Origin of the sequence: Acinetobacter sichuanensis (genome assembly GCF_003024515.2) — a bacterium.
Classification (GTDB): Bacteria; Pseudomonadota; Gammaproteobacteria; order Pseudomonadales; family Moraxellaceae; genus Acinetobacter; species Acinetobacter sichuanensis.
Window position 1 is genome coordinate 81,014 of record NZ_PYIX02000010.1, and the last position, 23,167, is coordinate 104,180.

25 protein-coding genes are annotated in these 23,167 nt (G+C 36.7%); 9 read left to right on the forward strand and 16 right to left on the reverse strand.

Features of this window, described 5'->3' with window-relative positions; translation table 11 throughout:
• Window positions 1–36 precede the first annotated feature (36 nt).
• The 4 genes from C9E89_RS08510 to C9E89_RS08525 are packed head-to-tail and all read right to left on the reverse strand — an operon-like array spanning window position 37 to window position 3,004.
• Window positions 37–603: a Maf family nucleotide pyrophosphatase gene (locus C9E89_RS08510; RefSeq protein ID WP_107007820.1), complete on the reverse strand. Its 567-nt coding sequence runs from the start codon at window positions 601–603 to the stop codon at window positions 37–39.
• Window positions 591–1,088: a rod shape-determining protein MreD gene (gene mreD / locus C9E89_RS08515; protein WP_107007821.1), complete on the reverse strand. Its 498-nt coding sequence runs from the start codon at window positions 1,086–1,088 to the stop codon at window positions 591–593. Before mreD ends, C9E89_RS08510 begins: the two co-directional genes overlap by 13 nt.
• Window positions 1,075–1,932, reverse strand: coding sequence for a rod shape-determining protein MreC (mreC, locus tag C9E89_RS08520; RefSeq protein ID WP_107007822.1), 858 nt, complete (start codon window positions 1,930–1,932; stop codon window positions 1,075–1,077). Before mreC ends, mreD begins: the two co-directional genes overlap by 14 nt.
• Before the next feature lie 31 nt (window positions 1,933–1,963).
• A complete protein-coding gene (locus tag C9E89_RS08525; RefSeq protein ID WP_107007823.1) occupies window positions 1,964–3,004 on the reverse strand; it encodes a rod shape-determining protein in 1,041 nt (346 codons plus the stop codon).
• Between the two features lie 134 nt (window positions 3,005–3,138).
• Here C9E89_RS08525 and gatC point away from each other — a divergent pair, with 134 nt between their 5' ends.
• The 3 genes from gatC to gatB are packed head-to-tail and all read left to right on the forward strand — an operon-like array spanning window position 3,139 to window position 6,457.
• A complete protein-coding gene (gatC, locus tag C9E89_RS08530) occupies window positions 3,139–3,453 on the forward strand; it encodes an Asp-tRNA(Asn)/Glu-tRNA(Gln) amidotransferase subunit GatC (protein ID WP_107007824.1) in 315 nt (104 codons plus the stop codon).
• A 50-nt stretch (window positions 3,454–3,503) separates the two neighbouring features.
• Complete coding sequence (gatA, locus tag C9E89_RS08535; RefSeq protein WP_107007825.1) at window positions 3,504–4,982, forward strand: Asp-tRNA(Asn)/Glu-tRNA(Gln) amidotransferase subunit GatA; 1,479 nt, start codon at window positions 3,504–3,506, stop codon at window positions 4,980–4,982.
• Window positions 4,982–6,457 (forward strand): Asp-tRNA(Asn)/Glu-tRNA(Gln) amidotransferase subunit GatB, encoded by a 1,476-nt coding sequence (gatB, locus tag C9E89_RS08540; RefSeq protein WP_107007826.1) that lies wholly within the window; start codon window positions 4,982–4,984, stop codon window positions 6,455–6,457. Before gatA ends, gatB begins: the two co-directional genes overlap by 1 nt.
• Before the next feature lie 46 nt (window positions 6,458–6,503).
• On the opposite strand, the gene C9E89_RS08545 is transcribed toward gatB, so the two are convergent.
• Window positions 6,504–7,805, reverse strand: coding sequence for a hypothetical protein (locus C9E89_RS08545; RefSeq protein ID WP_147305715.1), 1,302 nt, complete (start codon window positions 7,803–7,805; stop codon window positions 6,504–6,506).
• A gap of 414 nt (window positions 7,806–8,219) precedes the next feature.
• Here C9E89_RS08545 and C9E89_RS08550 point away from each other — a divergent pair, with 414 nt between their 5' ends.
• On the forward strand, window positions 8,220–8,951 hold the full coding sequence (locus C9E89_RS08550; protein WP_107007828.1) for a carbonic anhydrase: 732 nt from the start codon (window positions 8,220–8,222) through the stop codon (window positions 8,949–8,951).
• A 61-nt stretch (window positions 8,952–9,012) separates the two neighbouring features.
• Here the strand turns inward: C9E89_RS08550 and C9E89_RS08555 are convergent, their stop codons facing one another.
• The 8 genes from C9E89_RS08555 to C9E89_RS23275 form a co-directional block, all read right to left on the reverse strand.
• Complete coding sequence (locus tag C9E89_RS08555; protein WP_228199000.1) at window positions 9,013–9,396, reverse strand: lysozyme inhibitor LprI family protein; 384 nt, start codon at window positions 9,394–9,396, stop codon at window positions 9,013–9,015.
• Window positions 9,396–9,920, reverse strand: coding sequence for a hypothetical protein (locus tag C9E89_RS08560; RefSeq protein ID WP_107007830.1), 525 nt, complete (start codon window positions 9,918–9,920; stop codon window positions 9,396–9,398). Before C9E89_RS08560 ends, C9E89_RS08555 begins: the two co-directional genes overlap by 1 nt.
• A 104-nt stretch (window positions 9,921–10,024) precedes the next feature.
• On the reverse strand, window positions 10,025–10,477 hold the full coding sequence (locus tag C9E89_RS08565; protein WP_147305716.1) for a DUF6985 domain-containing protein: 453 nt from the start codon (window positions 10,475–10,477) through the stop codon (window positions 10,025–10,027).
• Complete coding sequence (locus tag C9E89_RS08570; RefSeq protein ID WP_171405103.1) at window positions 10,455–10,955, reverse strand: tetratricopeptide repeat protein; 501 nt, start codon at window positions 10,953–10,955, stop codon at window positions 10,455–10,457. The genes C9E89_RS08565 and C9E89_RS08570 overlap by 23 nt, the downstream gene beginning before the upstream one ends.
• A 141-nt stretch (window positions 10,956–11,096) precedes the next feature.
• Window positions 11,097–12,116: an ABC transporter substrate-binding protein gene (locus tag C9E89_RS08575; protein WP_107007833.1), complete on the reverse strand. Its 1,020-nt coding sequence runs from the start codon at window positions 12,114–12,116 to the stop codon at window positions 11,097–11,099.
• Window positions 12,113–13,921 carry an allophanate hydrolase gene (atzF, locus tag C9E89_RS08580; RefSeq protein WP_107007834.1) on the reverse strand — a complete coding sequence of 603 codons (1,809 nt, stop codon included), beginning with the start codon at window positions 13,919–13,921 and terminating at the stop codon, window positions 12,113–12,115. The genes C9E89_RS08575 and atzF overlap by 4 nt, the downstream gene beginning before the upstream one ends.
• A 15-nt stretch (window positions 13,922–13,936) precedes the next feature.
• Window positions 13,937–14,371: a CopG family ribbon-helix-helix protein gene (locus C9E89_RS08585; RefSeq protein ID WP_107007835.1), complete on the reverse strand. Its 435-nt coding sequence runs from the start codon at window positions 14,369–14,371 to the stop codon at window positions 13,937–13,939.
• Complete coding sequence (locus C9E89_RS23275) at window positions 14,364–14,501, reverse strand: hypothetical protein (protein WP_171405104.1); 138 nt, start codon at window positions 14,499–14,501, stop codon at window positions 14,364–14,366. The genes C9E89_RS08585 and C9E89_RS23275 overlap by 8 nt, the downstream gene beginning before the upstream one ends.
• A gap of 325 nt (window positions 14,502–14,826) precedes the next feature.
• Here C9E89_RS23275 and C9E89_RS08590 point away from each other — a divergent pair, with 325 nt between their 5' ends.
• Both C9E89_RS08590 and C9E89_RS08595 read left to right on the forward strand, forming a co-directional pair.
• A complete protein-coding gene (locus C9E89_RS08590) occupies window positions 14,827–15,558 on the forward strand; it encodes a sulfite exporter TauE/SafE family protein (RefSeq protein ID WP_107007836.1) in 732 nt (243 codons plus the stop codon).
• Between the two features lie 125 nt (window positions 15,559–15,683).
• Window positions 15,684–16,043, forward strand: a complete 360-nt coding sequence (locus C9E89_RS08595) for a hypothetical protein (protein ID WP_107007837.1) — start codon at window positions 15,684–15,686, stop codon at window positions 16,041–16,043.
• A 50-nt stretch (window positions 16,044–16,093) separates the two neighbouring features.
• Here C9E89_RS08595 and C9E89_RS08600 read toward each other — a convergent pair whose 3' ends face one another.
• Entirely contained in the window at window positions 16,094–16,681 is a 588-nt protein-coding gene (locus tag C9E89_RS08600; protein ID WP_107007838.1) for a 1-acyl-sn-glycerol-3-phosphate acyltransferase, read from the reverse strand.
• Between the two features lie 402 nt (window positions 16,682–17,083).
• Here C9E89_RS08600 and C9E89_RS08605 point away from each other — a divergent pair, with 402 nt between their 5' ends.
• Complete coding sequence (locus C9E89_RS08605) at window positions 17,084–17,566, forward strand: copper resistance protein NlpE (RefSeq protein ID WP_107007839.1); 483 nt, start codon at window positions 17,084–17,086, stop codon at window positions 17,564–17,566.
• Window positions 17,567–17,659: 93 nt separating this feature from the next.
• Here the strand turns inward: C9E89_RS08605 and C9E89_RS08610 are convergent, their stop codons facing one another.
• Window positions 17,660–19,264, reverse strand: coding sequence for an isocitrate lyase (locus tag C9E89_RS08610; protein ID WP_107007840.1), 1,605 nt, complete (start codon window positions 19,262–19,264; stop codon window positions 17,660–17,662).
• A 633-nt stretch (window positions 19,265–19,897) separates the two neighbouring features.
• On the opposite strand from C9E89_RS08610, the gene C9E89_RS08615 reads away from it, so the two are divergent.
• Both C9E89_RS08615 and C9E89_RS08620 read left to right on the forward strand, forming a co-directional pair.
• Entirely contained in the window at window positions 19,898–20,887 is a 990-nt protein-coding gene (locus tag C9E89_RS08615; protein ID WP_107007841.1) for a LysR family transcriptional regulator, read from the forward strand.
• 127 nt (window positions 20,888–21,014) lie between these two features.
• A complete protein-coding gene (locus tag C9E89_RS08620) occupies window positions 21,015–22,337 on the forward strand; it encodes a hemolysin family protein (RefSeq protein ID WP_107007842.1) in 1,323 nt (440 codons plus the stop codon).
• Window positions 22,338–22,397: 60 nt separating this feature from the next.
• Here C9E89_RS08620 and C9E89_RS08625 read toward each other — a convergent pair whose 3' ends face one another.
• Window positions 22,398–22,901, reverse strand: a complete 504-nt coding sequence (locus tag C9E89_RS08625; RefSeq protein ID WP_107007843.1) for a hypothetical protein — start codon at window positions 22,899–22,901, stop codon at window positions 22,398–22,400.
• Window positions 22,902–23,167: the final 266 nt, after the last annotated feature.

The following is a 23,167-nucleotide window of genomic DNA, read 5'->3' on the forward strand; positions in this document are numbered from 1 at the left end:
CAACTCAAAACATTATAAAAATTCTTGTTGAAGCAGCTAATTTAATGCCTTAACTACTTTTAATAACTGTACCGTCTCATGTAAAGGAAGCCCAACAACATTGGTATAACTACCCTCAATGCGAGTAACATATTGTGCAGCGATTCCTTGAATTGCATAAGCACCTGCTTTGCCTAAAGGCTCTCCTGTTGCCCAATAATATTCCATATCTGCTAGGCTTAATTTTTGTAATTTAACACGTGTTCTTACCACTTGCGTTTCTGACTTTCCAGCCATCGCAACAGAAATACCCGTTAACACTTCATGTTCATTATTGGACAATAATGACCAAATCTCAAATGCATGCTGTTTAGATTCAGGCTTGCCAATAATTTGACCATTGAATACTAAACTTGTATCGGCTGCAAGTACGATTGCATGAGGCTCATGCATTAAAACAGCTTGTGCTTTGCAAGCTGCTAAACGACTCACATAATCCTCAATGGTTTCATTTTCTAATACGGACTCATCAATATCTGGGCTAAAAATCGTAAATTCCAAGCCCAATTGTTGCAATAGTTCTTTACGTCTAGGGGAACTAGACGCCAGTATTAGATTCGCCATCTTTTTAATAAATAGTAAAGAATTGGCCAGCTAAAAATACTCGCCAGTAAAGGCTGCCAATGTCGAGTTAAAGAAAAACGTACACCAAGCATGGTTTGCGCCATGAGTGTTAATACCAAATGAGCCACTAGGGATAATGTAATAATCACCCATAAATTACTAAAAGTAAGTACGCGCCGTTCACGAATAAAATAACGAGTCAGAAATGCGAGTATGACATAACTGAGCGCATTCATTCCCAAAGGAGCATCTAATAGCAAATCTGTGAATAAGCCCATTGAAAAGGCAAACCACACTCCACACCATGTTGGCTGACACAATACCCAAAACAGTGTAATCAGCAACATAAATAATGGTCGCCATCCAGCATAGGCATAGGAAAGCGGATAAACCACTAAAATCGATCCAATGATTATTGAAACAACAATAATCATAAATGGATCTTTACGCTGTTTATCTGAAGGGAAACTTTTAGCGATCAACATGTGGCTGCTCCATCGCTAGAGAATCTGAAAATAACACCACGACATGATGACCACCCGCAAGTTGTGCCGCTGGTGCAACATCAATGCTGGCAAATTCACCTGAATTATGACGCATGACTTTGGTCACAGAACCCACTAAATATCCTGCTGGAAAATGTTGTCCTAAACCTGAACTATACACTTTATCCCCAACTTTGATATTGGCACTGGTTGGAACATATTCCATTTTTAGGCGACCTAAATCTCCTGTACCCGTCACAATTGCACGCATACCTGAGCGCTCTAAACGTACAGATAATGAATGATCTTTATCTGAAAGCAGCATGACACGGCTACTATGAGGATAGACATTAACAATCTGCCCCATAATCCCTTTATCATCTAGCACAGTTTGCCCAACTCGCAGTTGGCTTGAAGCACCACGATTAATAATAATGATATGACGTAAAGGATCAGCATCAGTTCCAATCACTTCAGCAATTTCCATTCGTCCATCAATAATTAAAGGCGTATCTAATAAGCCACGTAAACGCGTATTTTCCGCAGAAAGTTCTGATAGTTTCTGTAGGCGCACCTGAGCCTGAAGCAATTCCGCTTGCATCGCTGTATTTTCTCGACGCAATTGGGCTTCAGACTTGGTTTGTTGATTCAGCCATTCTTTCGACAAAACGGGATAGCTTGCGAGTGCATAAATAGGATTATATGCTGCATACAAGACATCTCTTGCAGGTTGAATCACATGAGGCATGCGCCAATTAAAAAATAGCACAACCAAACATGTAATCACCGCAATGATAAATGAACGAAAAGATGGCGGTTGTCTTGAAAAAAGATTCGGTTGCACCGCCTCGTCCTTAAACTGAGTCTACTAAAGTTTAGCCTACAAAAAGCATATCATGGTTTGGATTATCAAAGAATTCTAAGACTTTTCCGCCGCCACGAGTAACGCAAGTTAGAGGGTCTTCTGCAACAACGACAGGTAAACCTGTTTCTTGCGCAAGTAACTTATCTAAATTACGTAATAATGCACCACCACCCGTCAACACGATACCGCGCTCTGCAATATCTGAAGATAATTCAGGTGGTGTTTGCTCTAATGCAGATTTTACTGCTGAAACAATACTTTGTAGTGGATCTGCAATGGCTTGGCTAATTTCATCTGAAGTCACTGTAATCGCACGCGGTACACCTTCAGCTAAATTACGACCACGCACTTCGATTTCTAAAGTCGCAGCATCAGCAATTGCCATACCTACTTCTTTTTTAATCGTTTCAGCAGTGGTTTCACCAATCACACAGCCATGTGCTTTACGAACATAGTTAATGATTTGTTCATCAAAGACATCACCACCGATACGTAATGAATCTGCGTAAACACAACCTTGCAAAGAAATGATTGCAATTTCAGTGGTACCACCACCGACATCAACAACCATAGAACCACAGGCTTGTTCAACTGGCATCCCCGCGCCAATCGCCGCAGCCATAGGCTCTTCAATTAAACGTACATCTCGCGCACCTGCATTAAATACAGCTTCACGAATCGCACGGCGCTCTACAAGTGTAGATTTGCATGGAACACATACAACTACACGTGGTGCAGGTGGAAATAAACGTTTTTCGTGCACTTTACCAATAAATTGATTTAACATAGTTTCAGTGACTTCAAAATCTGCGATCACACCATCCTTCATTGGACGAATCGCAGAAATATTTGCAGGGGTACGGCCAAGCATTTGCTTAGCATCTAAGCCTACAGCCGCTACAATTTTTTGTGAGCCACTGTGGCGAATCGCCACAACTGTCGGCTCATTTAATATAATGCCCCGTCCTGGTGCATAAATAAGTGTATTAGCAGTACCTAAATCAATGGCAAGATCTGGCGAAAACAAGCCAATTAGTCGTTTTAGAATCACGGGTCGTTCTCAGTTAAACTTTAGTATGGACGCAAGATGGCAACTTTAACTAAATGTGATGCTTTGGACAAGTCAATCGCTTATTATAACGCACGATATTTTAACTTTTTTTAAAACTGATTAGGTGAGACATCATGTCAACTTCAGATGCACAGCAATCTGCAGAGTTAAATGCACAAACTGTTTCAGCAATCGCCAAGCTGGCTCGACTGGAGCTAAATGATGCGCAATCTGCTGAATATGCTCAAAGTTTAAATAAAATTCTTGGAATGATGGAAACGCTCAAAGGTATTGATACCGAAGGTGTTGAGCCTTTAAAAAGCCCTTTTGACAACCCTCAGCCACTACGCGAAGACCAAGTATCTGAAAGTAATCATCGTGAAGAATATCAAGCTGTCGCGCCTGCTGTTCAAGATGGTTTGTATCTTGTTCCTCGTGTGATTGAATAATATTTAATCAGATCAATCTATTTTTAAATTAATCGTAAAGAATTGTTCCCATGACTGATTTACACCGCTTATCTATTCGTGAAATGGCTGAAGGCTTAAAAACCGCTCAGTTTTCATCACGCGAATTGACACAACACTATTTAAACCGTATCGCAAAAATTGATACACAAGTTAAATCGTATATTACGGTAACGGCTGAACAAGCTTTAGCCCAAGCTGATGCAGCAGATACTGCGATTAAAACAGGTAATGCAACTGTTTTAACGGGTGTACCGATTGCCCACAAAGATATTTTTTGTACCCAAGGCATTAAAACCTCTGCGGGTTCTAAAATGCTCGACAACTTCATTTCACCTTATGATGCAACTGTGGTTGCCAAAGGTAAAACCGCAGGTCTAATCACTTTAGGTAAAGTGAATATGGACGAGTTTGCCATGGGTTCAACTTCTGAAAACCCATTTTATGGCGCAACCAAAAACCCTTGGAACCTAGAACATGTTCCGGGTGGTTCTTCTGGTGGTTCTGCTGCGGTGGTTGCTGCTGATCTTGCCCCTTTTTCTACAGGTACAGATACAGGCGGTTCGATCCGTCAGCCTGCGTCATTCTGTGGTTTAACCGGTTTAAAACCAACCTATGGTCGTGTTTCACGTTTTGGTATGATCGCTTATGCATCATCTATGGATCAAGGTGGTCCAATGGCACGTTCTGCTGAAGACTGTGCTTATTTGATGAATGTGATGGCAGGTCATGATGCCAAAGACTCAACCTCAGTTGAAAAAGATGTTGATGACTATGTTGCTAATTTAAATGCTACAGCAGTTAAAGGTCTACGTATTGGTATTCCAAAGCAATACTTCAATGTTGCAGGTTTGGATGCAGACGTAAAAGCACGTGTTGAAGAATCTCTTAAAAAATTAGAAGAAATGGGCGCAGTTCTAGTTGAGATTGATCTCAACATGACAGAAGCTTATGTTCCAACGTATTACTTAATCGCACCTGCGGAAGCATCTTCAAACTTGTCCCGTTTTGATGGTGTGCGTTATGGCTACCGTGCAGAAAATCCTGTTGATTTGATGGATTTATATAAACGCTCACGTTCTGAAGGTTTTGGTACAGAAGTTCAACGTCGTATCTTAATTGGAACTTATGCACTTTCTGCAGGTTATTACGATGCGTACTATGTCAAAGCACAAAAAGTTCGTCGTTTAATCCAACAAGACTTCTTAAAAGCATTTGAATCTGTGGATGTGATTGCTGCCCCTTCTGCGCCAACCACAGCCTATAAAATTGGTGCAAACTTAAGCCCAACTGAAATGTATTTGGGCGACATTTATACACTTGCTGTGAACTTAGCAGGTCTACCTGCCATCAATGCACCTGTTGGTTTTGATGCGAACCAACTTCCTGTTGGCTTACAATTGATTGGTCATTATTGGTCAGAATCTCAACTGCTTTCTGTTGTGCATCAGTATCAACAAGCAACCGATTGGCATAGCAAACGTGCGGCAATTGCGGAGGAGAATGCATAATGTCAAAGAATGCAGCTAAACCAAAATCACTCTTGATTCATGGTTGGGAAGTCGTTATTGGGATCGAAATCCATACGCAACTTGCAACAAATTCTAAAATTTTTTCAGGTTCTTCAACCACTTTCGGTCAAGACCCAAATACTCAAGCGAGCCTTGTTGATTTGGCAATGCCGGGTGTATTGCCAGTTCTAAACAAAGAAGTGGTTGATCTTGCCATTCGCTTTGGTTTGGGAATCGATGCGTACATTGACCAAGCTTCGGTATTTGCACGTAAAAACTATTTCTATCCTGACTCTCCAAAAGGCTATCAAATCAGCCAAATGGATAACCCGATTGTGGGCTTAGGTCATATCGACATTCAGCTTGAAGATGGCACTGTAAAACGCATAGGCGTAACACGTGCACACCTTGAGGAAGATGCAGGTAAATCGGTTCATGACCAATTTGAAGGCATGTCAGGTATCGACTTAAACCGTGCAGGTACACCGCTTTTAGAAATCGTGTCTGAACCTGATATGCGTTCGGTTGAAGAAGCTGTTGCCTACATTAAAGCGATTCATACGCTTGTACGTTGGTTAGGTATTTCTGATGGTAACATGGCAGAAGGTTCGTTCCGTGCTGACTGTAACGTGTCTTTACGCCAACCGGGTGATGAGTTTGGTACACGTTGTGAGTTGAAAAACCTCAACTCGTTCCGTTTCATTGAGCAAGCGATCAATGTTGAAATTGAACGTCAAATGGATATTTTGGAAGATGGCGGTAAGATCGACCAAGAAACTCGTTTGTTTGATCCTGTGAAGATGGAAACACGTTCTATGCGCTCGAAAGAGGAAGCGAACGACTACCGCTATTTCCCTGATCCTGATTTGTTGCCTGTGATCATTGCAGATGCGCAAATTGAAGCGGCTCGTGCTGAGTTGCCTGAGTTACCTAAAGCGCGTCGTGCGCGTTTTATCGCTGACTTTGGTGTGACTGAGTATGATGCCCACGTTCTGACTTTGACTCGTGAAATGTCTGAATTTTATGAAGATGTGGTGAACGCTGCTGGTGGTGCTGCACAAGGTAAAGTGGCGGCAAACTGGGTGATGGGTGAATTCTCTGCTGCTTTGAACAAAGCGAGCTTAGAACTTGCTGACTCGCCTGTTTCTGCTGAGAAATTGGGCGGTATGGTTGCTCGTATAGTCGATAACACCATTAACGGTAAGATTGCGAAGCAAGTGTTTGGCTTTATGTGGGATGAAGGCAAAACTGCGGACGAAATTATTGCGGAAAAAGGCTTGAAACAGGAAACTGATACAGGTGCAATTGAAGCGATGATTCAAGAAGTACTTGCAGCCAATGAAAAAATGGTTGAGGAGTATAAGTCTGGTAAAGAGAAAGCCTTTAACGGTCTTGTTGGTCAGGTGATGAAAGCAGCAAAAGGGAAAGCTAACCCTGCGCAAGTGAATGAGTTGATGAAAAAATTGATTGGTTGATCTGATTTTTTTTAAAAGAAAACCCGCTTTAGAGCGGGTTTTCTTATTAATCGGTTAAAGATGGAATCAGTGATTCATTCCCATCCATAAAGCCATCTAAACCTGTAAAATCATATGTTGGATCATTTTCTAATATTTTTTCAATAATTAATTTATGATCTCTTTTTGCACGCCCTCTATCATAACATTGTGAATTTTGATTAGCCTTACTAGCTAAATTTTTTAATTGTTGAAAACTAAAGTTTTGGAAATAAGGACGTATTAACTTATCAAATCTGTCATCAGCTGAATCAAATGATCTTGCAAAAGAGTATCCTTCAATACAGTAGTCATAGAATTTATCTTTACAACTATACTCCTCAGCTTCATCTTCGATAATATTAAAGTTTGATAATGAATAATTATTTGAGCTTCTAATTAAAAAATCAATATAATCAATAATACGCTTGAACTTAATTAACTGAAACTTACTATCACTTGTCTCAATAATTGTAGTTATAGTTTGAATAGAGTTTTCACTAAAATATTCAAAACACCATCTATTGTTCAATAAGAAATGAAGTAGATTTTCTTTTAAATTATCCTCTAATTGAATATCAGAAATAAAATCTTTTTCTTTATTTAAAAAATCTATAAAAATCTGCTCTTTTCTATTAATGATACTATTTAAAATATCCAAATTAATATCTTTATTGAGTATTGTTTCTGGATTATTAACTCTAAAAAGAAACTTCCATAATGTCTTTAAGAACTTGAGCAATACCGCATTAGGCATTTTTGAAAGGAATTTATGAGAAAAATAACGATCTCTTTGATCATAACTTACTAAAGTATCTCTAATAGTATTCAAATCTTTAAGCACAACATCAATAATTTTAGATGAAAACAAAGCTTCTTTAGTTAGTACGCTTTCTAGAGCATTTCTTATCAAGCTGTAAACTGTCTCTTTTGTAGGAGAGTGCAATAAATCTGTTGACGTAATTACTGGGTGAGCTGATACATGTCTCATTTTCTGTAAATGCTCTAAATTAGCAACTTCAAAAGTTTCAAAAAAATTTATTTCTTTATAAAACTTATCAATAATCTCAGACTCCCATTTAGAAGATTTAGGATCTTTTTTTTGCTCTGCTTGAATATACTGAAGAATCTGTTTTGCCTTTGGATCACTATAAACACTATCAAGTTCTTTCAACTTATGAACAAGATCTGTTACTACAACCGACCATAACATAACTGTCGCAGATCTATAATTCCCCATCGCATAAGAAGAGTAGACTTCTTTGAATAACTCTTTTGTATATAGGTTTTTAATATTTTCAATAGATTCATCAATAGAAAAATAACTCATTTCTTCCCCCTTAAATTTATGATGTAATCTATCACAAAGGATCATTTCTTAAATAAGATAACAATCAAAAAGTAGCCTCAATCGACAAACTTGAAGAACTTGGGCGTGTACGCCTCTTCGAATCATTCTTTATGTGTGACTTTCTTTATAGTGAAATCGCCAATTGGTACGGTGTACCCAATTTCCCTGAGAATCTGGATATTACTATTCATAAAAGAAAAATCACGTTATAAATCATCAAAATTTTTCGACTAAATACTCACTTTTAAAATGATGCCTAAAATACCAACATATAAATAAGAAAGTTTTTTAACTCGGTTCTAGCTGACGATTTAAACCACAATTATTTTTGCAGTCGTTGCATAAATTTTGCACCATAGACATTCTTATTTTCACTATAATTTCGAGCTAGACATGAAATTTAAAACTTTAGCGGTTATGACGCTCTTTGCGACTCAAACAATATTTGCTGGTGCAAACTTAGATTGGGGCTATGCAGACCAACAAGCTCCTGCACATTGGGCAAGCCTCAATACAAAATACGCAGCTTGTTCAGGTGTCAACCAATCTCCGATTAATATTGATCAAACTGTAGATGCAGAATTGCCTCCATTGAAATTCAATTATGTCACCACTGCTAAAAGCATTATCAATAATGCACGCACAGTACAAATTAATTTCAACGAAGGCAATTTTTTATCTTTAGACAATAAACAATTTGAACTTAAACAATTCCATTTACATAGCCCAAGTGAAAATACGATTCATGGCAAATCTTATCCAATGGAAATGCATCTCGTACATGCCACTAAAGAAGGCGAATTGACCGTTGTTGCAGTGATGTTTGAAGAAGGTAAAGAAAACAAAAAACTTGCTCAACTTTGGAAAGAACTTCCGAAAAAAGCAGGTGATGTCACAGCATTAAAACATCAAGATATTGCCACTGCATTTTTACCTGAAAATTTAGCGTATTATCGTTTTAATGGCTCACTCACTACACCGCCATGTTCTGAAGGTGTGCGTTGGATTGTACTCAAAGACGTTCAGCAAGCTTCTGCAAAACAAATCAAAGCATTTGCTCAACTTATGGAACATCCAAATAATCGACCTGTTCAAGCACAAAATGCTCGACTTGTTTTAGAATAAAAATATAATCTGATTCAACAAAAAGACCTGATAAATTCAGGTCTTTTACGCTTATTGCCGATCAAAGTGCAGCCAAATTCTCTAACTCAGTCGCCCGTTTTACAGTTTCATTCATGACACAATTCGCACCTTTAACTTGAGCAATCGAGCCGCCATTCGGGTCTACATAAAACTTACAATTGGCATCACGATATTTAATCCATAAACGCTGCGCTGTTTGTAACTCTTGCTTACGGGTTTTACTTAGCTTTGACATTAAACCATTATAGGCTTTGTTTAAACGCGCATCCTGACGAGCTGTTTCAACCGAAGTACACTGCACCATGCTAACTGTACTGCTTGCTTTATTCATACACGCTGTGTACTGCTGACTGATTTTAGAATCTGCATAGCTTGCTTGTAAGCCAAGCATGAATAATGAACTTGCTATGAGTAATTTTTTCATCATTTATCTCTCACCACACCCAATTTATTCCAAATATCAGGGGTTAAGAATGTCACTACTAACTTATTCAAATCAATATATTTCAACACACCATTTAACTGCTGTTTAATTTCAGGGGTTTTTAGAATTTCCTCACCCGTAATACTCCCTAGCTCTTGAAAACTCTCCCCCACCGCTTGCAAACCTTCAGCCTTAATCACGGCTTGTGCTTGCGTAGAACATTGTTCCGTTAAAATGCGTTGTAGCGTCTGCGCCAAATTTTTATCTAGAGCTGTTTTTTGTTCATCTGTTACATGCGCAAAAGTTTTTAAATCGGGATGCTGTGCCAATGCGGTAAATGTCCATTGCAACACAGTAGTTTTATCGGCTGCGGTGGTCGATTTCACCAAACATTCACTTAGTTGATCTACTGCCTGCCCTGCAACTGCAAATTGAGTCGTTCCCAATAAAGTACAGACCAATAATGCAGATTTTGCATAGTGTGAAATTGTTTGGTTTAAATGAGAAAAAACAAACTGTGACATAGATCAAATTCCAGTAAAATATGCTTTCTTTTTAGCATAATTTATTAAAATAGACCTGTTAGAACTATGTAACTAGTGTGAATAATATGTTGAGTAGCAAAAACTTAAGTACCTGACAGCACTGCAACACATTGCCCATTTTTTATCTCAATCGCAGGACAAAACTCGCTTTCCCATAAAGACTGAAAAATCAAAAGAATCGCAATATTATTATCTTTTTCACCATAATAATGTTGATCTGTGATTTCGATTTGAAAAAGTTTTAAAAATTTCCAAATATCCTCTGTCGCCTGCAAATTTTCATACATCAGTTCGATGTCTTCATGAAGTGTGAACATCGCATCTGTTGCTTGTTGTTTGATTTGATCTTGCATATCGAGTAACAATTGCATGGCATCAATCTGCTCTGGCAAGATTCCTGTCCGTTTTGCCCGAACAATGACTTCAGCTTTTTCAGAAAAACTAGATAAAGTAAGATCACCTAACCAATACCCACGATATTTCATTGTTCCAAATATAGGAAAAGTCTCTATATTATTTTGTCCGAATACGCTCATAAGACTCTTCAAACTCTTGTATAAATTGGGTTAAATCTGCTGTATCTGATTGTTTTACTTTTATATACCATTGATGCGCTAGCTCGACATTTTGAGGTGTTCCCTCAGCATATAAATAACGTAATGCAAGTTGAATTTGTGCATCTGTATGTCCTTGTTCGGCAGCTTGTTGATAATAGTGAAACGCTTTTTCAAGATTTTGTTTTACGCCCATTCCTCTAAAATACATAATGGCAAGATTATATTGAGAACTGGCATCGCCTTGTTGTGCTGCACGTTCAGACCAATATGCTGCCTTTTTATAATTGGTTTCCTGATCATAATCACCAAATAGATAAGCACTGCCTAAATTTGCTTGAGCTTCAATTTCACCCTGTTTTGCAGCTTTAATTAATGTATTAATTTCAATATTATTCGCACTACTCCATGAACTGGTAAATAACAAAACCGCCATAAAGATCAATTTTTTCTTTTTCATCAATGACTCACACATCATTTTTTAACTTTATCAACTCAGATGCTCAACAAATATGTATATCATAAAAACTGAGCTTTATAAAAAAAAGGAGCTTAGATTTAAACTCCTTTTTTACATCACATACTTTTTTAGATATTTAATTTATTTCAATTCTTCAATTAACTTGGGATAAATCAAACCATCAACTGCAACTTCGGTTTTATAAATACCATTTTCCACATTAAATTTATTCACATGGTAGGTCGAACCATAAATTGAATCAAATCCATTATTTTTAATAAATACTTTTTTATTGGCAGATAAGTCCAGTAAATGTGTACCCTCAAGAAATTGTGCATATTGCGCAGGAGCAACACCGACTTTATTTGCCATAATTTGAATCGCATCATCACGGGTCGCAGGATCATTAATATATTTCACTGTTTTATCCCACACTTGAATAATTTTTTTCCATTCTTCTTGATGTGTAGACAAATGACTCATATTGACCGTCAAAGTGTCATAAATCAGTCCTGCTTTATCTTTAGAACTATAAATGACTTTAGAACCCGCCACAGATTTTAATGCTTGATTGGCGACAGGTTGCCAAACAGCGATCGCAGCCACTTCTGGACTCGCAAAAACTTGAGGTAATTCATTGGTGACTGAATTAACCAATTTAACATCGTATGTTTTAAATTGAGCATCTTTTAATGCAGTTGATAACAGTAAATGGTCGACCAAACCTTTTTCAACAGCAACCGATTTACCTTTTAAATCCTGCAATGTATTCACTCCTGCTTTCACAATAATGACATCATTTCCTGCTGAATAGTCTGTTGCCATAACAACAACACCTTGCGTCCCACCAGAAGCAATCACCAAACTATCACCATTTGAAACAGAGACTGCATCAAGTTGATTGGCTGAAAATGCATTGATTGAGGCAGAATAATCAAACCATTTAAAATCAACATTAAGTCCTGCTTCTTTGAACCAGCCCTTTTCAATCGCTACTTGCCAAGCCACCCATCCCGGCCAATCACTATAACCAATCGTAATTGGATGGGTATCAACTTGATGGCTTGAATTGGTCTGCTTTTCTGGCGTTTTTGCAGTATTATCACACCCACTTAATAATACTGTCATGACTGAAATCACGATATGACTTTTTTTAATCATGAAACTTCCCCCATAGAATGATCTTGAGCACGATGCTGTGTTGTTTGTAAAGATTGAATATAGGCTCGCCATCCACCAAAATGACTAATATTGATTGCCTCTGTTAAAGCGTAATTCTCACAAATAAAACCTTTGACCCAAGTACCATCTTGTAATAACACATTACCTATACCTAACGGTGCTGGTACTTCTGCCACGATTTCACCAAATGTTGCGAGTGGAATATCCCAAACTTCTAATTCAATTTTTTGCCCATCTTGTTGGATATATTGCAAAGCTGGTTTAGGTGGATGGGTATTTTTTAAAGCAAATAACTGATAATGCGCTGCTGATAAGGTTTTTTTCCGTAGCGTTCCACCTCGTGTTGTTAGTTGGAAGTTGAGTGGCATCCCTGTTAAATGTGCGCCAACGACTGCCAACTGAACTGAATGCTGTGATTCGATCTGTTGGGTTCTTTGATATCTTTGCGTTGATGTACCCAAATAAACTTCAGTATTTTCTTGCCAAGTTTGTGCAAAGTGAGCTAAGGCTTGATCCATCCATGCTTGTGCAATGAATGTCACCCCACTAGGTAGACCATCAACACGTATGACATTGGGTAATGCAATCGCTGATAAATCAGCAAAATTCACAAAGTTGGTATACGCTCCCATATGACTATTTTTAATGAATGGATCTGCTTCTACTTCTGAAATTTTATAAATAGTCGGTGCTGTAGGCACCATTAAGGCATCAAACTTTGCCAATACAAGATTAATTTTTCGTGCTAATTCCGCTCGTTGATACTCTGCTTTTAAAGCATCTACTGCGGTAAATTGATCTGCTTGTGCAATAATTTCAGCAATCACAGGATGAGTTTGCGCACGATTGACCATTTTCTCTACAGCAATCGTACGTTCTGCTACCCATGCATCGTTATATAATGCTTTTGCCAATAAATTAAAAATAGAAAAATCTATTGATTCAATCTGATAACCTAATTTTTCAGCACGTTTTATGGCGCTTTGAAATGCCTTTTCAGCTTCAATATCGCCATAAAATTCGAGTTGTTCTGGTATGGCTATTTTCCCTTTTGTAAATCGGGTTGCAACATTTTCAGGATGCTGCCGTGAATAAATATCTGTTTCATCATAAGCCTGCATAAGCTGTGCGACTTGCCATGCATCATCTACAGTTAATGCAAAAATAGAAATAACATCTAAGGTACGACATGCTGGGATCAACCCTGTATTTGAAAACCAGCCTTTTGTTGGCTTTAAACCGACAATATTATTATGCCCCGCAGGCACTCGCCCCGAACCTGCTGTATCTGTGCCTAAACTAAACGGAACAATGCCATTTGCCACGAGCACTGCTGAACCAGAACTTGAACCACCACTGATATATTCAGGATTAAAGCTATTTTTCACAGCACCATAAGGTGAACGCACTCCAACGAGACCTGTCGCAAATTGATCCAAATTCGTTTTGCCCACAACAACCGCACCCGCTTGTTTTAATTGAGCAATCACCACAGCATCTGTAGTCGCTAAATACTGAGCAGATTGACATGCAGCAGTTGTATGAAAATCAGCAACATCAATATTATCTTTTACTGCAAATGGCACACCATACAAAGCTAAATCATTCATATCTTTATTTTTTAGAATTTCGATTTGTGCCTGTATCTGTTCATGAGATGCGATTTCAATCCAAGCATGATCATCATTTTTGAGATGATCGACGTAACTGATCAAGTCATCAAGCTGAATCTGTTGTTGAGCGTATGCTGTTTTCCAATCTTGGATCGTCCATAAATTTTTCACACTATCACCCTTATGTTAACTATTCTGTGGAATTGGCGGCATTACCGCATCCATTAATTCAAGATGCCCTTTGATCACGCCTTTTAATGCAATAAATTTCTGACTGATCTGCTGAAGTTCGATGCTTGCACCTTGCATTAACATCACTTGTAAAATTTTTTGTTGATCAAGCTGAATATGTAATGAACTCACCACCTGATCTAAAAATTGTTGCTGTAAATCAATAAGTTGACTCCTTAATGAATACTGAACTACATCGTATAAAAGTGTTAATGTTCCTACCATGACTGCATTAGAGTTTTCTTGTTCAGCAATAAGATGTTGATGAATCATATCCACGATCGCTTGTGACCGACTTTCATAATGCTGATCAACAATTTTTTGATCGAGTGCAGTCAGTGTCGCTTCTGGCACAGTAATACTGATACGAGCTAACTTTGTTTTAAGCACTGTTTTGTTCTTCCTGTATCGAATGAGACGAAAGATTCTGTTTAATATGTAAACCTGCACGTGCACTGAATAAGTCAATGAAAAATTTTTTAAATAGATGCAAATGCTTTTGTCTGACAGTTGTACTCATGCGCTGCTCCTTAGGTATTACCAATTTACGATTTAGTAATACCTAGAGAAATGCAGAAAGTGTGCCAATTTTTTAGACAATTTAAAGCGGAAAACTCAGTAAAGTATGCTTATTTTTTGGGCAAAAATATTTTTATGTCCTAAAATGCGTAATCGAAGTGCAAAAAAGTCATCAATGGTTTATTTTAATTATGGGTTTAGATATGACTTATACAGCATAAAGTTTTTAACTTAGCGCTACAAAATACTTTAAAATAAATGCATTAACTTTTAATGATAATGATGTTTGGATATGTTTGTTTTTTCCATCGTGACTTTTCCTTGATATGACTTGGCTGATCTTTGCTTTAGGTGCAATTGTTGCAGGTTTTGTACAAGGGCTAACAGGTTTTGCTTTTGCCTTAGTCGCAATGTCTTTTTGGATCTGGGTTTTACCTCCACAAATTGCAGCACCTTTAGTCGTTTTTGCTTCACTTTGGAGTCATTTTATTTCTTTTGCCAAAGAACCCAAACAACATTTACCATTTTCATTGGTTAAGCCTTATCTTATTGCAGGTATAATAGGCGTACCTCTAGGCACAGCCTTATTACATTATATTCATCAAGATATTTTCAAAATCGTATTAGGTTTATTTCTTATCATTTGGTGCCCTATTATTTATTTTGCGCCGACTTTTCCATCTATTATTAAAATGGGAAAATTAGCAGACAGTCTCATTGGTTTTATTGGTGGAATTTTAGGTGGATTAGGTGGTTTTTGTGGCGCCTTACCTTCAGCATGGGTCATGCTCAAACAATTATCTAAAGAACAACAACGTTATATTTTGCGTCATTTTAATTTTGCGATTCAAATGTTTACAATTTTGATTTACATCTGGAAAGAAACAATAAATTTCAGTCATTTACCCTATATCTTTATATTAATTTTAACAGTAAGTATTCCTGCAATTTTAGGTGCTCAACTATTTTATAAAATCTCAGAAAAACAGTTTAAACATATTGTACTGAGTTTATTATTTTGTTCTGGTTTATTTTTAACCATTTCATCCTTATTTTAAGCGCTGATTTTCAATAATAAAAGACAAGACAAATACAATTATTTTTAATAATTTCAAAAATCCATCTATTTAATTCAATATATTAGGCATATAATTTTGATCCTCATTTTTATACTGTTTTTGTGATGAAACGCTCATTTTTATTAAGTTTATTTCTTCTGCTCACGGGTTGTGCACTTGGTACATCTAAAGAAATAAAATCAGCAGAAAAGTTACTTAGTCAATTTGAATGTAAAAATATTGAAAGCACACAATTAGCACATAGTCCAATCACATCTTATCATGAACGTGCTTTAGCATTAAGTCGTGAAAAAGCAAGTGCTTATATCGACAGTTACAAATCGGGTGATGTGTTATTTAAAATTCCCTTAGACCATGTTGTGCAGCAACAATATGATGTTTATAAATCTGCATGCGAAGCTTTAGGCGGCGTACAAAATAATGAAAGCTCGAGTATGATTGACCCTGAGTCTACCCCGCTTTAAAAGACATAAAAAAGACAGCATATTTGCTGTCTTTTTCTTTCTAAGCTCTATTATTTTTTAGAAAAATAGCGTGTATCGACACTAAATAATTCAGGAAATTTAGGATTAATTTGTGCATAAAATTCCATGATTTCTGCCATATCTCGCTCATAATCACCTGATGGATAAACAATTTTTCCAATACCTGTTTTTTTCTTTTCATAGTCCATATAAGCCAAGGCTATCGGTACACCTGCATTTACAGCAACATGATAAAAACCCGTTTTCCATTTTTCTTGTTTTGCGCGAGTACCTTCTGGTGTTACCAACATTACCAGTTTTGGATGCGTTTTAAATAAATCTGTCATCAACTCAACCATACTTGGACGAGCCTCACCTTCTTTTTTAGGTCGACGATCAATCCCGATCCCTCCCATTGCACGGACAAAAGGTCCAAAAGGCAATTTCATATAACTGTCTTTAATGGTCAGACGTACATTAACACCCAATGCTTTCAATGCTAAACGTGCATACAATGCATCCCAATTACTGGTATGCGGCGCTGCGATCATGACACATTGATCAATCGTTAAGTCCCAATGATTATCAATTTCCCACCGCATTGCCCCAAGACTTTGTTCTGCCAACTTCTCGAACATAAATACACCACAATTATAAATATAAAAATTTTGCGAATTGTAGCAACAGTTTATGTAGAAAAAACTAGCCCTAGCTCAAATTAAAAGCAGTTAAACTACAACTGTAAATTATTATTTTTAAAGATGATTATTTATGAAAGCTTATTAAAAAATATCCAAATATTTTATATTTACTTTTTCATATAGAGATAATTTAGTAATAAAAAATATCTTTTCATAGATTTGTAATAAATCATTAAAACTACGATAAATTAAATAAAAAAATCAAAATAGAGATATCTATCACATTAAAAATATTGCACTTTTTTACAGGAGTTCATCCTTTTCACAACATGTTTTATGGTTTTTTGATTTACGCTTAAATGATTCAAATCCAACTTAATACTCAATATCAGGTGTACAATGAAAAAAACTCTTCTTATCCTTAGTCTTTCAAGTTTTATATTAACTGCCTGTAATAAACCTAATGAAGATAGCACGAACTATACGAATAATGTGGCTTCTCAAGCAACCAATACTCAAGTTGTTTCCCCTGCTGATACAGCTCATAACGCACAAAATAGTCTTGATTGGGATGGGACATATAAAGGGCTACTTCCTTGTGCAGATTGCGAAGGTATTGAGACAGAGCTAAAACTAAATGCTGACCATACTTTTGAATTAGAAGAAGAATATAAAGGCGGCAAAGGTGACGAGAAAAAATTTGAATCTAAAGGCAAATTCACTTTTGATTCGACAGGCTCAATCATTACTTTAGATAAAAATGCAGATGAACGAAAATTCTTTGTAGGAGAAAATTTTCTTGAGGCACGCAATCGTGAAACAGGTACAAAAATTGAAGGTCCTATCGCTGAACATTATAAATTAGCAAAAGAATTAAACTAATCCATCATAGTCGAATCATCACCACTTATTTACAATGATGAGATCACAATAAAAAACCCAGCTTTCGCTGGGTTTTTCGAATCAGATCGCGACTTAGTGAGCAGCGAATTGGTTCATTGTGTTTTTAGCATCGTCATGCGCTTTAAGAGCATTGTCACCAGAGAAGATTTCTTTGTGATCATCACCGATGTCCGAACCAGCCATTGCTTGGTGTTTAACACAAGCGATACCGCCACGGATTTCTTTACGTTGTACACCAGCAACATAAGCCAACATACCTTCAGAACCGAAGTAACCTTGAGCAAGCTCATGCGTAGAAAGAGCAGCTGTGTGGTAAGTAGGAAGTGTGATCAAGTGATGGAACACACCCGCTTCACGAGAAGCATCCGCTTGGAATGTACGTACTTTTTCATCAGCATCAGCAGCTAATTCAGTCGCATCGTACTCAGCGCTCATTAATTTAGCACGGTCGTAAGCAGAAACGTCTTTACCTTCAGCAACCCAACGGTCATACGCTTGTTGACGGAAATTTAAAGTCCAGTTGAACGATGGAGAGTTGTTATAAACAAGTTTCGCATTTGGAACTGTTTCTTTAACACGGTTAACCATGTGAGCGATTTCTTCAACGTTTGGAGTCGCAGTTTCGATCCAAAGAAGATCCGCACCATTTTGAAGGCTAGATACACAGTCAAGTACAACACGGTCAATTTGAGTGTCAGCACGGAACTGATATAAACCAGAAGCTAAACGCTTAGGACGGTGTAATTTACCATCACGTTTGATCAAGATTTCATCTTCTTGAGCTTCTTCGATGCTGATTTCAGTTGTGTCTAAGTAGCTGATATATTGAGAAGCGATGTCGCCTGGCTCTTTAACCACTGGGATTTTTTGAGTCAAGTCAGCGCCTTCAGAGTCAGTACGCGCAACGATGATACCGTCATCAAGACCCATTTCTAAGAATGCATAACGTAATGCATGGATTTTAGCGATGAAGTCTTCGTGTGGAACAGTTACTTTACCAGCTTGGTGACCACATTGTTTAGCGTCAGAAACTTGGTTTTCGATTTGAAGTGCACAAGCACCAGCTTCGATCATTTTACGAGCAAGTAAGTAAGTTGCTTCTTCGTTACCGAAACCAGCATCGATGTCCGCAATAATTGGCACAACGTGAGTTTGGAAACCATCGATTTGAGCAGTGATTTCAGTAGCTTTAGCAGTGTCGCCAGCTTCTTGTGCTTTTTTCAATGCACGGAATAAATCGTTTAATTCTTTTGCATCAGCTTGACGAAGGAAAGTATAGATTTCTTCGATCAAAGCAGGTACTGAAGTTTTTTCGTGCATAGATTGGTCAGGAAGTGGACCGAATTCTGAACGAAGTGCAGCAACCATCCAACCTGAAAGGTAGATATAACGGCGTTCAGTTGTACCGAAGTATTTTTTGTTCGCAATCATTTTTTGTTGTGCGATGAAACCGTGCCAGCAACCTAATGATTGAGTGTATTTGCTAGAATCTGCATCATAAGCAGCCATATCACGACGCATAATAGCAGCAGTGTATTTAGCGATGTCTAAACCAGTTTTGAATTGGTTTTGCATTTGCATACGCGCAGCGTCTTCTGGGCTAATATCGCGCCAAGTTGCACCGAATTTTGCTTTTAATTCGCGGATTGCTTCAATCGCTGATAAATATGTAGACATGATATGTTCCTGTAATAATATTAGGATTTCATCCATCGAATCGCTAAATCTAGTACTATCTATTTGTTCAGATTTAGTACGCTTCGTTGTTATGGACTTAGCTTAGATTGACTCCTAAAATTAATCCAATATTTTGCGTTAATTCTCAGTATTTATTTAAAAAATATATAGATCAAAGTCGTATTATAATTATGTTTCAATTTATTAATACATTGATTTTAAATGAATTAAATTAAAACCCATATTGACTTTTTTGCTTACAAATAATACAAGTTTAAAATTTACAGCTTATTAGACTTAAGTCGAGCCTTACTATTTTTTTGTCATATCATGCTCATTTAATTTTTCAACGCATATATTTTAGTCTAAATAAACAATGTAAATGTCTTTTTGTATGCTTAAAAAGAAAGCTAAAAAATTATAAATCTTTCTCAATGCGTTAAGTTCTATGATTTAAGGCAATTTGCAATATCAAACCTGTTCGATAAAACAATTTGAAAATAGATGAAAACAAATTTTTAATTTTCTTGATGCGGCTTAGAATGATGTTTTTTTATCATGATTTAACACAAAACTATTTGCTTATGGCATAATTCAATGTGATTTCAAAAATTTATTTTCGGTATTTTTTATATGAATCTTGAGCGGGTTGACCTCAATCTATTAATTTACCTTGATGTACTTTTGCGTGAAAAGAACGTTACCCGTGCCGCAGAACAGCTTGGTGTTACCCAACCTGCTATGAGTAATATTTTACGACGTTTGCGTAATTTATTTAATGATCCGCTTTTGATTCGTTCTTCTGAAGGGATGACTCCCACAGAACGTGCTTTAGAATTACAACCGCGTATTCGAGATGCATTGTCAGATTTGTCAATGATTTTGGAACCACGCACAGAGTTTCGACCTTATACCTCAAATCGTGTTTTTCGTATCATGACTTCTGACTATGCTGAGGCAACCCTTGTTCCTCGCTTAGTCAAAGCCTTACGTTCTGAAGCACCCAATGTGGTTTTAGACTTTTTAACGCCAAGTGATGTGTCCTATCGTGATATGGAACAAGGTAAAGTTGATTTAGCCATCAATCGTTTTAATGAAATTCCACAAAGCTTTCATCAAGTTCTTGTTTGGCGTGACAGCTTTTCTTGCTTACTAAATGGTAAACACCCTGCTGCAAGTAATTTAAATTTAAAAAGTTATTTAGATGCACAGCATATTTGGGTTTCTAAAACGGGTATGGGTGTTGGTTTCGGTGTAAATCCAGAGAAACAAGCAGGATTAGGTTGGATTGATCAAGCTTTAGAACGTATTGGTCAAAAACGTAAAATTTCTGTCTTTACCCGTCATTATCAAATGCCAGCACTTTTAGCTTCTAATGTTGACTTGGTTGCAACATTGCCAACACGTATTGCACGTTTACAAGCCAAAAGCCAAAATCTTTTAATTAAAGACCCACCTTTTTATATTCCTGAATTTGAGTTAAAAATGGCATGGTGTCCTTTACTCCATCATCATCCTGCTCATCGCTGGTTACGCCAACTGATTTTATATGTAGCACGACAAATGATAGAAGAAGAAAACCGTGAATTTTTAATTAACAATTCTCAATTTTCACACTATTAAAGCATAATATTTCTTAAATTCTTCGCTTATCAATATTATACTTTTCAAAGTGCTTAGGGTGGTTACTACTCCCTAAGCTGTTTTTGTGTTAAAAACATTCATAATAATGACGATCCACAGGTGATTCGTGAGCCTTCTTCAGAATATTATTATCATCATCTTGCTGATTGCAGGTGCAGGTTTTTTATCTTTAACAGAAATTGCCCTTGCTGGTGCACGTAAAGTTAAACTTAAAATCCTTGCAGAATCGGGTGATGAACGTGCGCAGAAAGTCCTAGACTTGCAAGAAAATTCTGCTGATTTCTTTGCTGCTTCCCAAATTGGACTGAACGCTGTTGCCATTTTAGGTGGTATTTTGGGTGAAGGGGCTTTTCGTCCTTATTTTCTTGATTTTGTTTCACGCTTTTATATAGGTCCTTGGGCAGAAACCATTAGTTTTGCATTATCATTTACATTAGTTACATCACTCTTTATTTTATTTGCAGACTTAATGCCAAAACGTATGGCAATGATTGCACCTGAAAAAATTGCTGTTTCTGTTATTAATCCAATTCAAATATTTATTGTGGTATGTAAACCTTTGGCTTGGTGTATCAATGCCATTGCAAACCTGTTATTTCGCTTATTTAAGGTCAATACAACACGTGAAGATAATATTACTTTTGATGATATTTCTGCCGTGATGGATGCAGGTGCGCAAGCAGGTGTCTTACAAAAACAAGAACATCATTTTATTGAAAATGTATTTGAGCTTGAAGAACGTAATGTTCCCTCAAGTATGACGACTCGTGAAAATGTTGTATTTTTCACATTAAAAGAGTCAGAAGAAAGCATTCGCCAAAAACTCGCTGAATATCCATACTCTAAGTTTTTGGTGTGTAATAATAATATTGATGATGTCATTGGTTATGTAGATGCCAAAGATATTTTAGTACGAATTTTAAATAATCAATCTCTTCTGCAACTCAATGAAAATACGATTCGTAATGTTTTAACGATTCCTGACACTTTAACCTTATCAGAACTACTTGATCGTTTTCGCTCAACCAAAGAAAAATTCGCTGTGGTTATTAATGAATATGCTTTGGTTGTTGGTGTGATTACTTTGTCAGATATTATGATTACGGTCATGGGCGACTGGGTTACCCCAATTGAAGCAGATCAACAAATTATCAAACGTGATAATAATTCATGGCTGATCGATGGTAGTACACCTATTGAAGATCTCAAGCATGCGCTTGCGCTAGATGAAATGCCTGATGATGAAAACTATGAAACGCTTGCAGGATTTATGATGTATAAATTACGAAAAATTCCTCGCCCTGCTGATACTGTGATTTTTGATGGTTATAAATTTGAAGTTGTAGACGTTGATCATTTTAAAATTGACCAATTACTTGTGACACGTTTACTTGAAAGAAATGAAGCTGAGCCACCAACAGAAGAATAAAACGATCATTTTCAACTAAAAAGCACCAATATATGGTGCTTTTTATATGACTGTTTTTTATTATTTCTTTTCGATTAAACGATCAAGTACAGCTTGATAGTGAATCATAATATCTTCATCTAACAATTTAAACGCATTGTCAAATTGCACCATTGGCCAACCTTCTTTCCAAAAAGAAAAGATATTATGTAAATCATGAGTTACTGTTGCATCTTCACGTAAAATAGCTTGAGCTACTTGTGATAAGACTTGTGCAGTTTCTGCACCATCAATCTCTAAATATTCAATTCCTTTTGCTTTTAAAATACGAATACGGTCTTTTTTATAGCGAATTTTTTTTGCTTGAGCTTCATTTAAATGCAATGCCAAAGTGACAGCTTCAACAAATTTTTCTTCAAAACTATGATGTAAAGCGACCAAAGCTTGCTTATGTGCTTCTTGACGCCCTGCTTTTCCGCCATCACGAATGATTTTTTTTGCTTCGACATTTAATTCGTCAGATTTCATTGACTGTAAAATATCTAAAATTTCAATATCACTTAATGATGCAGAAGAATCTGTCATGGGAGTCCTAAATATAAAATAGAATGTTATATTTTCGCATAATTTTAAAATTAAATCAGAGATAAAATACCGAAATATAAAATACCTTTAGAAAAATAGAAAATTGACTCTTAAAAATGTCTTTAAAGCATTTTATTGTTCAAAATGAATCTTCATTCTAACTTCTAAAAAACCATCAAGTTTGCTCAATAAATCCGTGCAAGCCTAAATTCCTATCTGCATCTTAATGATGCCCTCTTCTTATAAAATAAAAAGAGGGTTTTCAT

What these genes read in the sequence shown, in the direction of transcription:
- C9E89_RS08510 (WP_107007820.1), bottom strand. Translation starts at nt 603, where the DNA reads ATGGCGAATCTAATACTGGCGTCTAGTTCCCCTAGACGTAAAGAACTA.
- mreD (WP_107007821.1), bottom strand. Translation starts at nt 1,088, where the DNA reads ATGTTGATCGCTAAAAGTTTCCCTTCAGATAAACAGCGTAAAGATCCA.
- gatC (WP_107007824.1), top strand. Translation starts at nt 3,139, where the DNA reads ATGTCAACTTCAGATGCACAGCAATCTGCAGAGTTAAATGCACAAACT.
- gatA (WP_107007825.1), top strand. Translation starts at nt 3,504, where the DNA reads ATGACTGATTTACACCGCTTATCTATTCGTGAAATGGCTGAAGGCTTA.
- gatB (WP_107007826.1), top strand. Translation starts at nt 4,982, where the DNA reads ATGTCAAAGAATGCAGCTAAACCAAAATCACTCTTGATTCATGGTTGG.
- C9E89_RS08545 (WP_147305715.1), bottom strand. Translation starts at nt 7,805, where the DNA reads ATGAGTTATTTTTCTATTGATGAATCTATTGAAAATATTAAAAACCTA.
- C9E89_RS08550 (WP_107007828.1), top strand. Translation starts at nt 8,220, where the DNA reads ATGAAATTTAAAACTTTAGCGGTTATGACGCTCTTTGCGACTCAAACA.
- C9E89_RS08555 (WP_228199000.1), bottom strand. Translation starts at nt 9,396, where the DNA reads ATGAAAAAATTACTCATAGCAAGTTCATTATTCATGCTTGGCTTACAA.
- C9E89_RS08560 (WP_107007830.1), bottom strand. Translation starts at nt 9,920, where the DNA reads ATGTCACAGTTTGTTTTTTCTCATTTAAACCAAACAATTTCACACTAT.
- C9E89_RS08565 (WP_147305716.1), bottom strand. Translation starts at nt 10,477, where the DNA reads ATGAGCGTATTCGGACAAAATAATATAGAGACTTTTCCTATATTTGGA.
- C9E89_RS08570 (WP_171405103.1), bottom strand. Translation starts at nt 10,955, where the DNA reads ATGAAAAAGAAAAAATTGATCTTTATGGCGGTTTTGTTATTTACCAGT.
- C9E89_RS08575 (WP_107007833.1), bottom strand. Translation starts at nt 12,116, where the DNA reads ATGATTAAAAAAAGTCATATCGTGATTTCAGTCATGACAGTATTATTA.
- C9E89_RS23275 (WP_171405104.1), bottom strand. Translation starts at nt 14,501, where the DNA reads ATGAGTACAACTGTCAGACAAAAGCATTTGCATCTATTTAAAAAATTT.
- C9E89_RS08590 (WP_107007836.1), top strand. Translation starts at nt 14,827, where the DNA reads ATGACTTGGCTGATCTTTGCTTTAGGTGCAATTGTTGCAGGTTTTGTA.
- C9E89_RS08595 (WP_107007837.1), top strand. Translation starts at nt 15,684, where the DNA reads ATGAAACGCTCATTTTTATTAAGTTTATTTCTTCTGCTCACGGGTTGT.
- C9E89_RS08600 (WP_107007838.1), bottom strand. Translation starts at nt 16,681, where the DNA reads ATGTTCGAGAAGTTGGCAGAACAAAGTCTTGGGGCAATGCGGTGGGAA.
- C9E89_RS08605 (WP_107007839.1), top strand. Translation starts at nt 17,084, where the DNA reads ATGAAAAAAACTCTTCTTATCCTTAGTCTTTCAAGTTTTATATTAACT.
- C9E89_RS08610 (WP_107007840.1), bottom strand. Translation starts at nt 19,264, where the DNA reads ATGTCTACATATTTATCAGCGATTGAAGCAATCCGCGAATTAAAAGCA.
- C9E89_RS08615 (WP_107007841.1), top strand. Translation starts at nt 19,898, where the DNA reads ATGAATCTTGAGCGGGTTGACCTCAATCTATTAATTTACCTTGATGTA.
- C9E89_RS08625 (WP_107007843.1), bottom strand. Translation starts at nt 22,901, where the DNA reads ATGACAGATTCTTCTGCATCATTAAGTGATATTGAAATTTTAGATATT.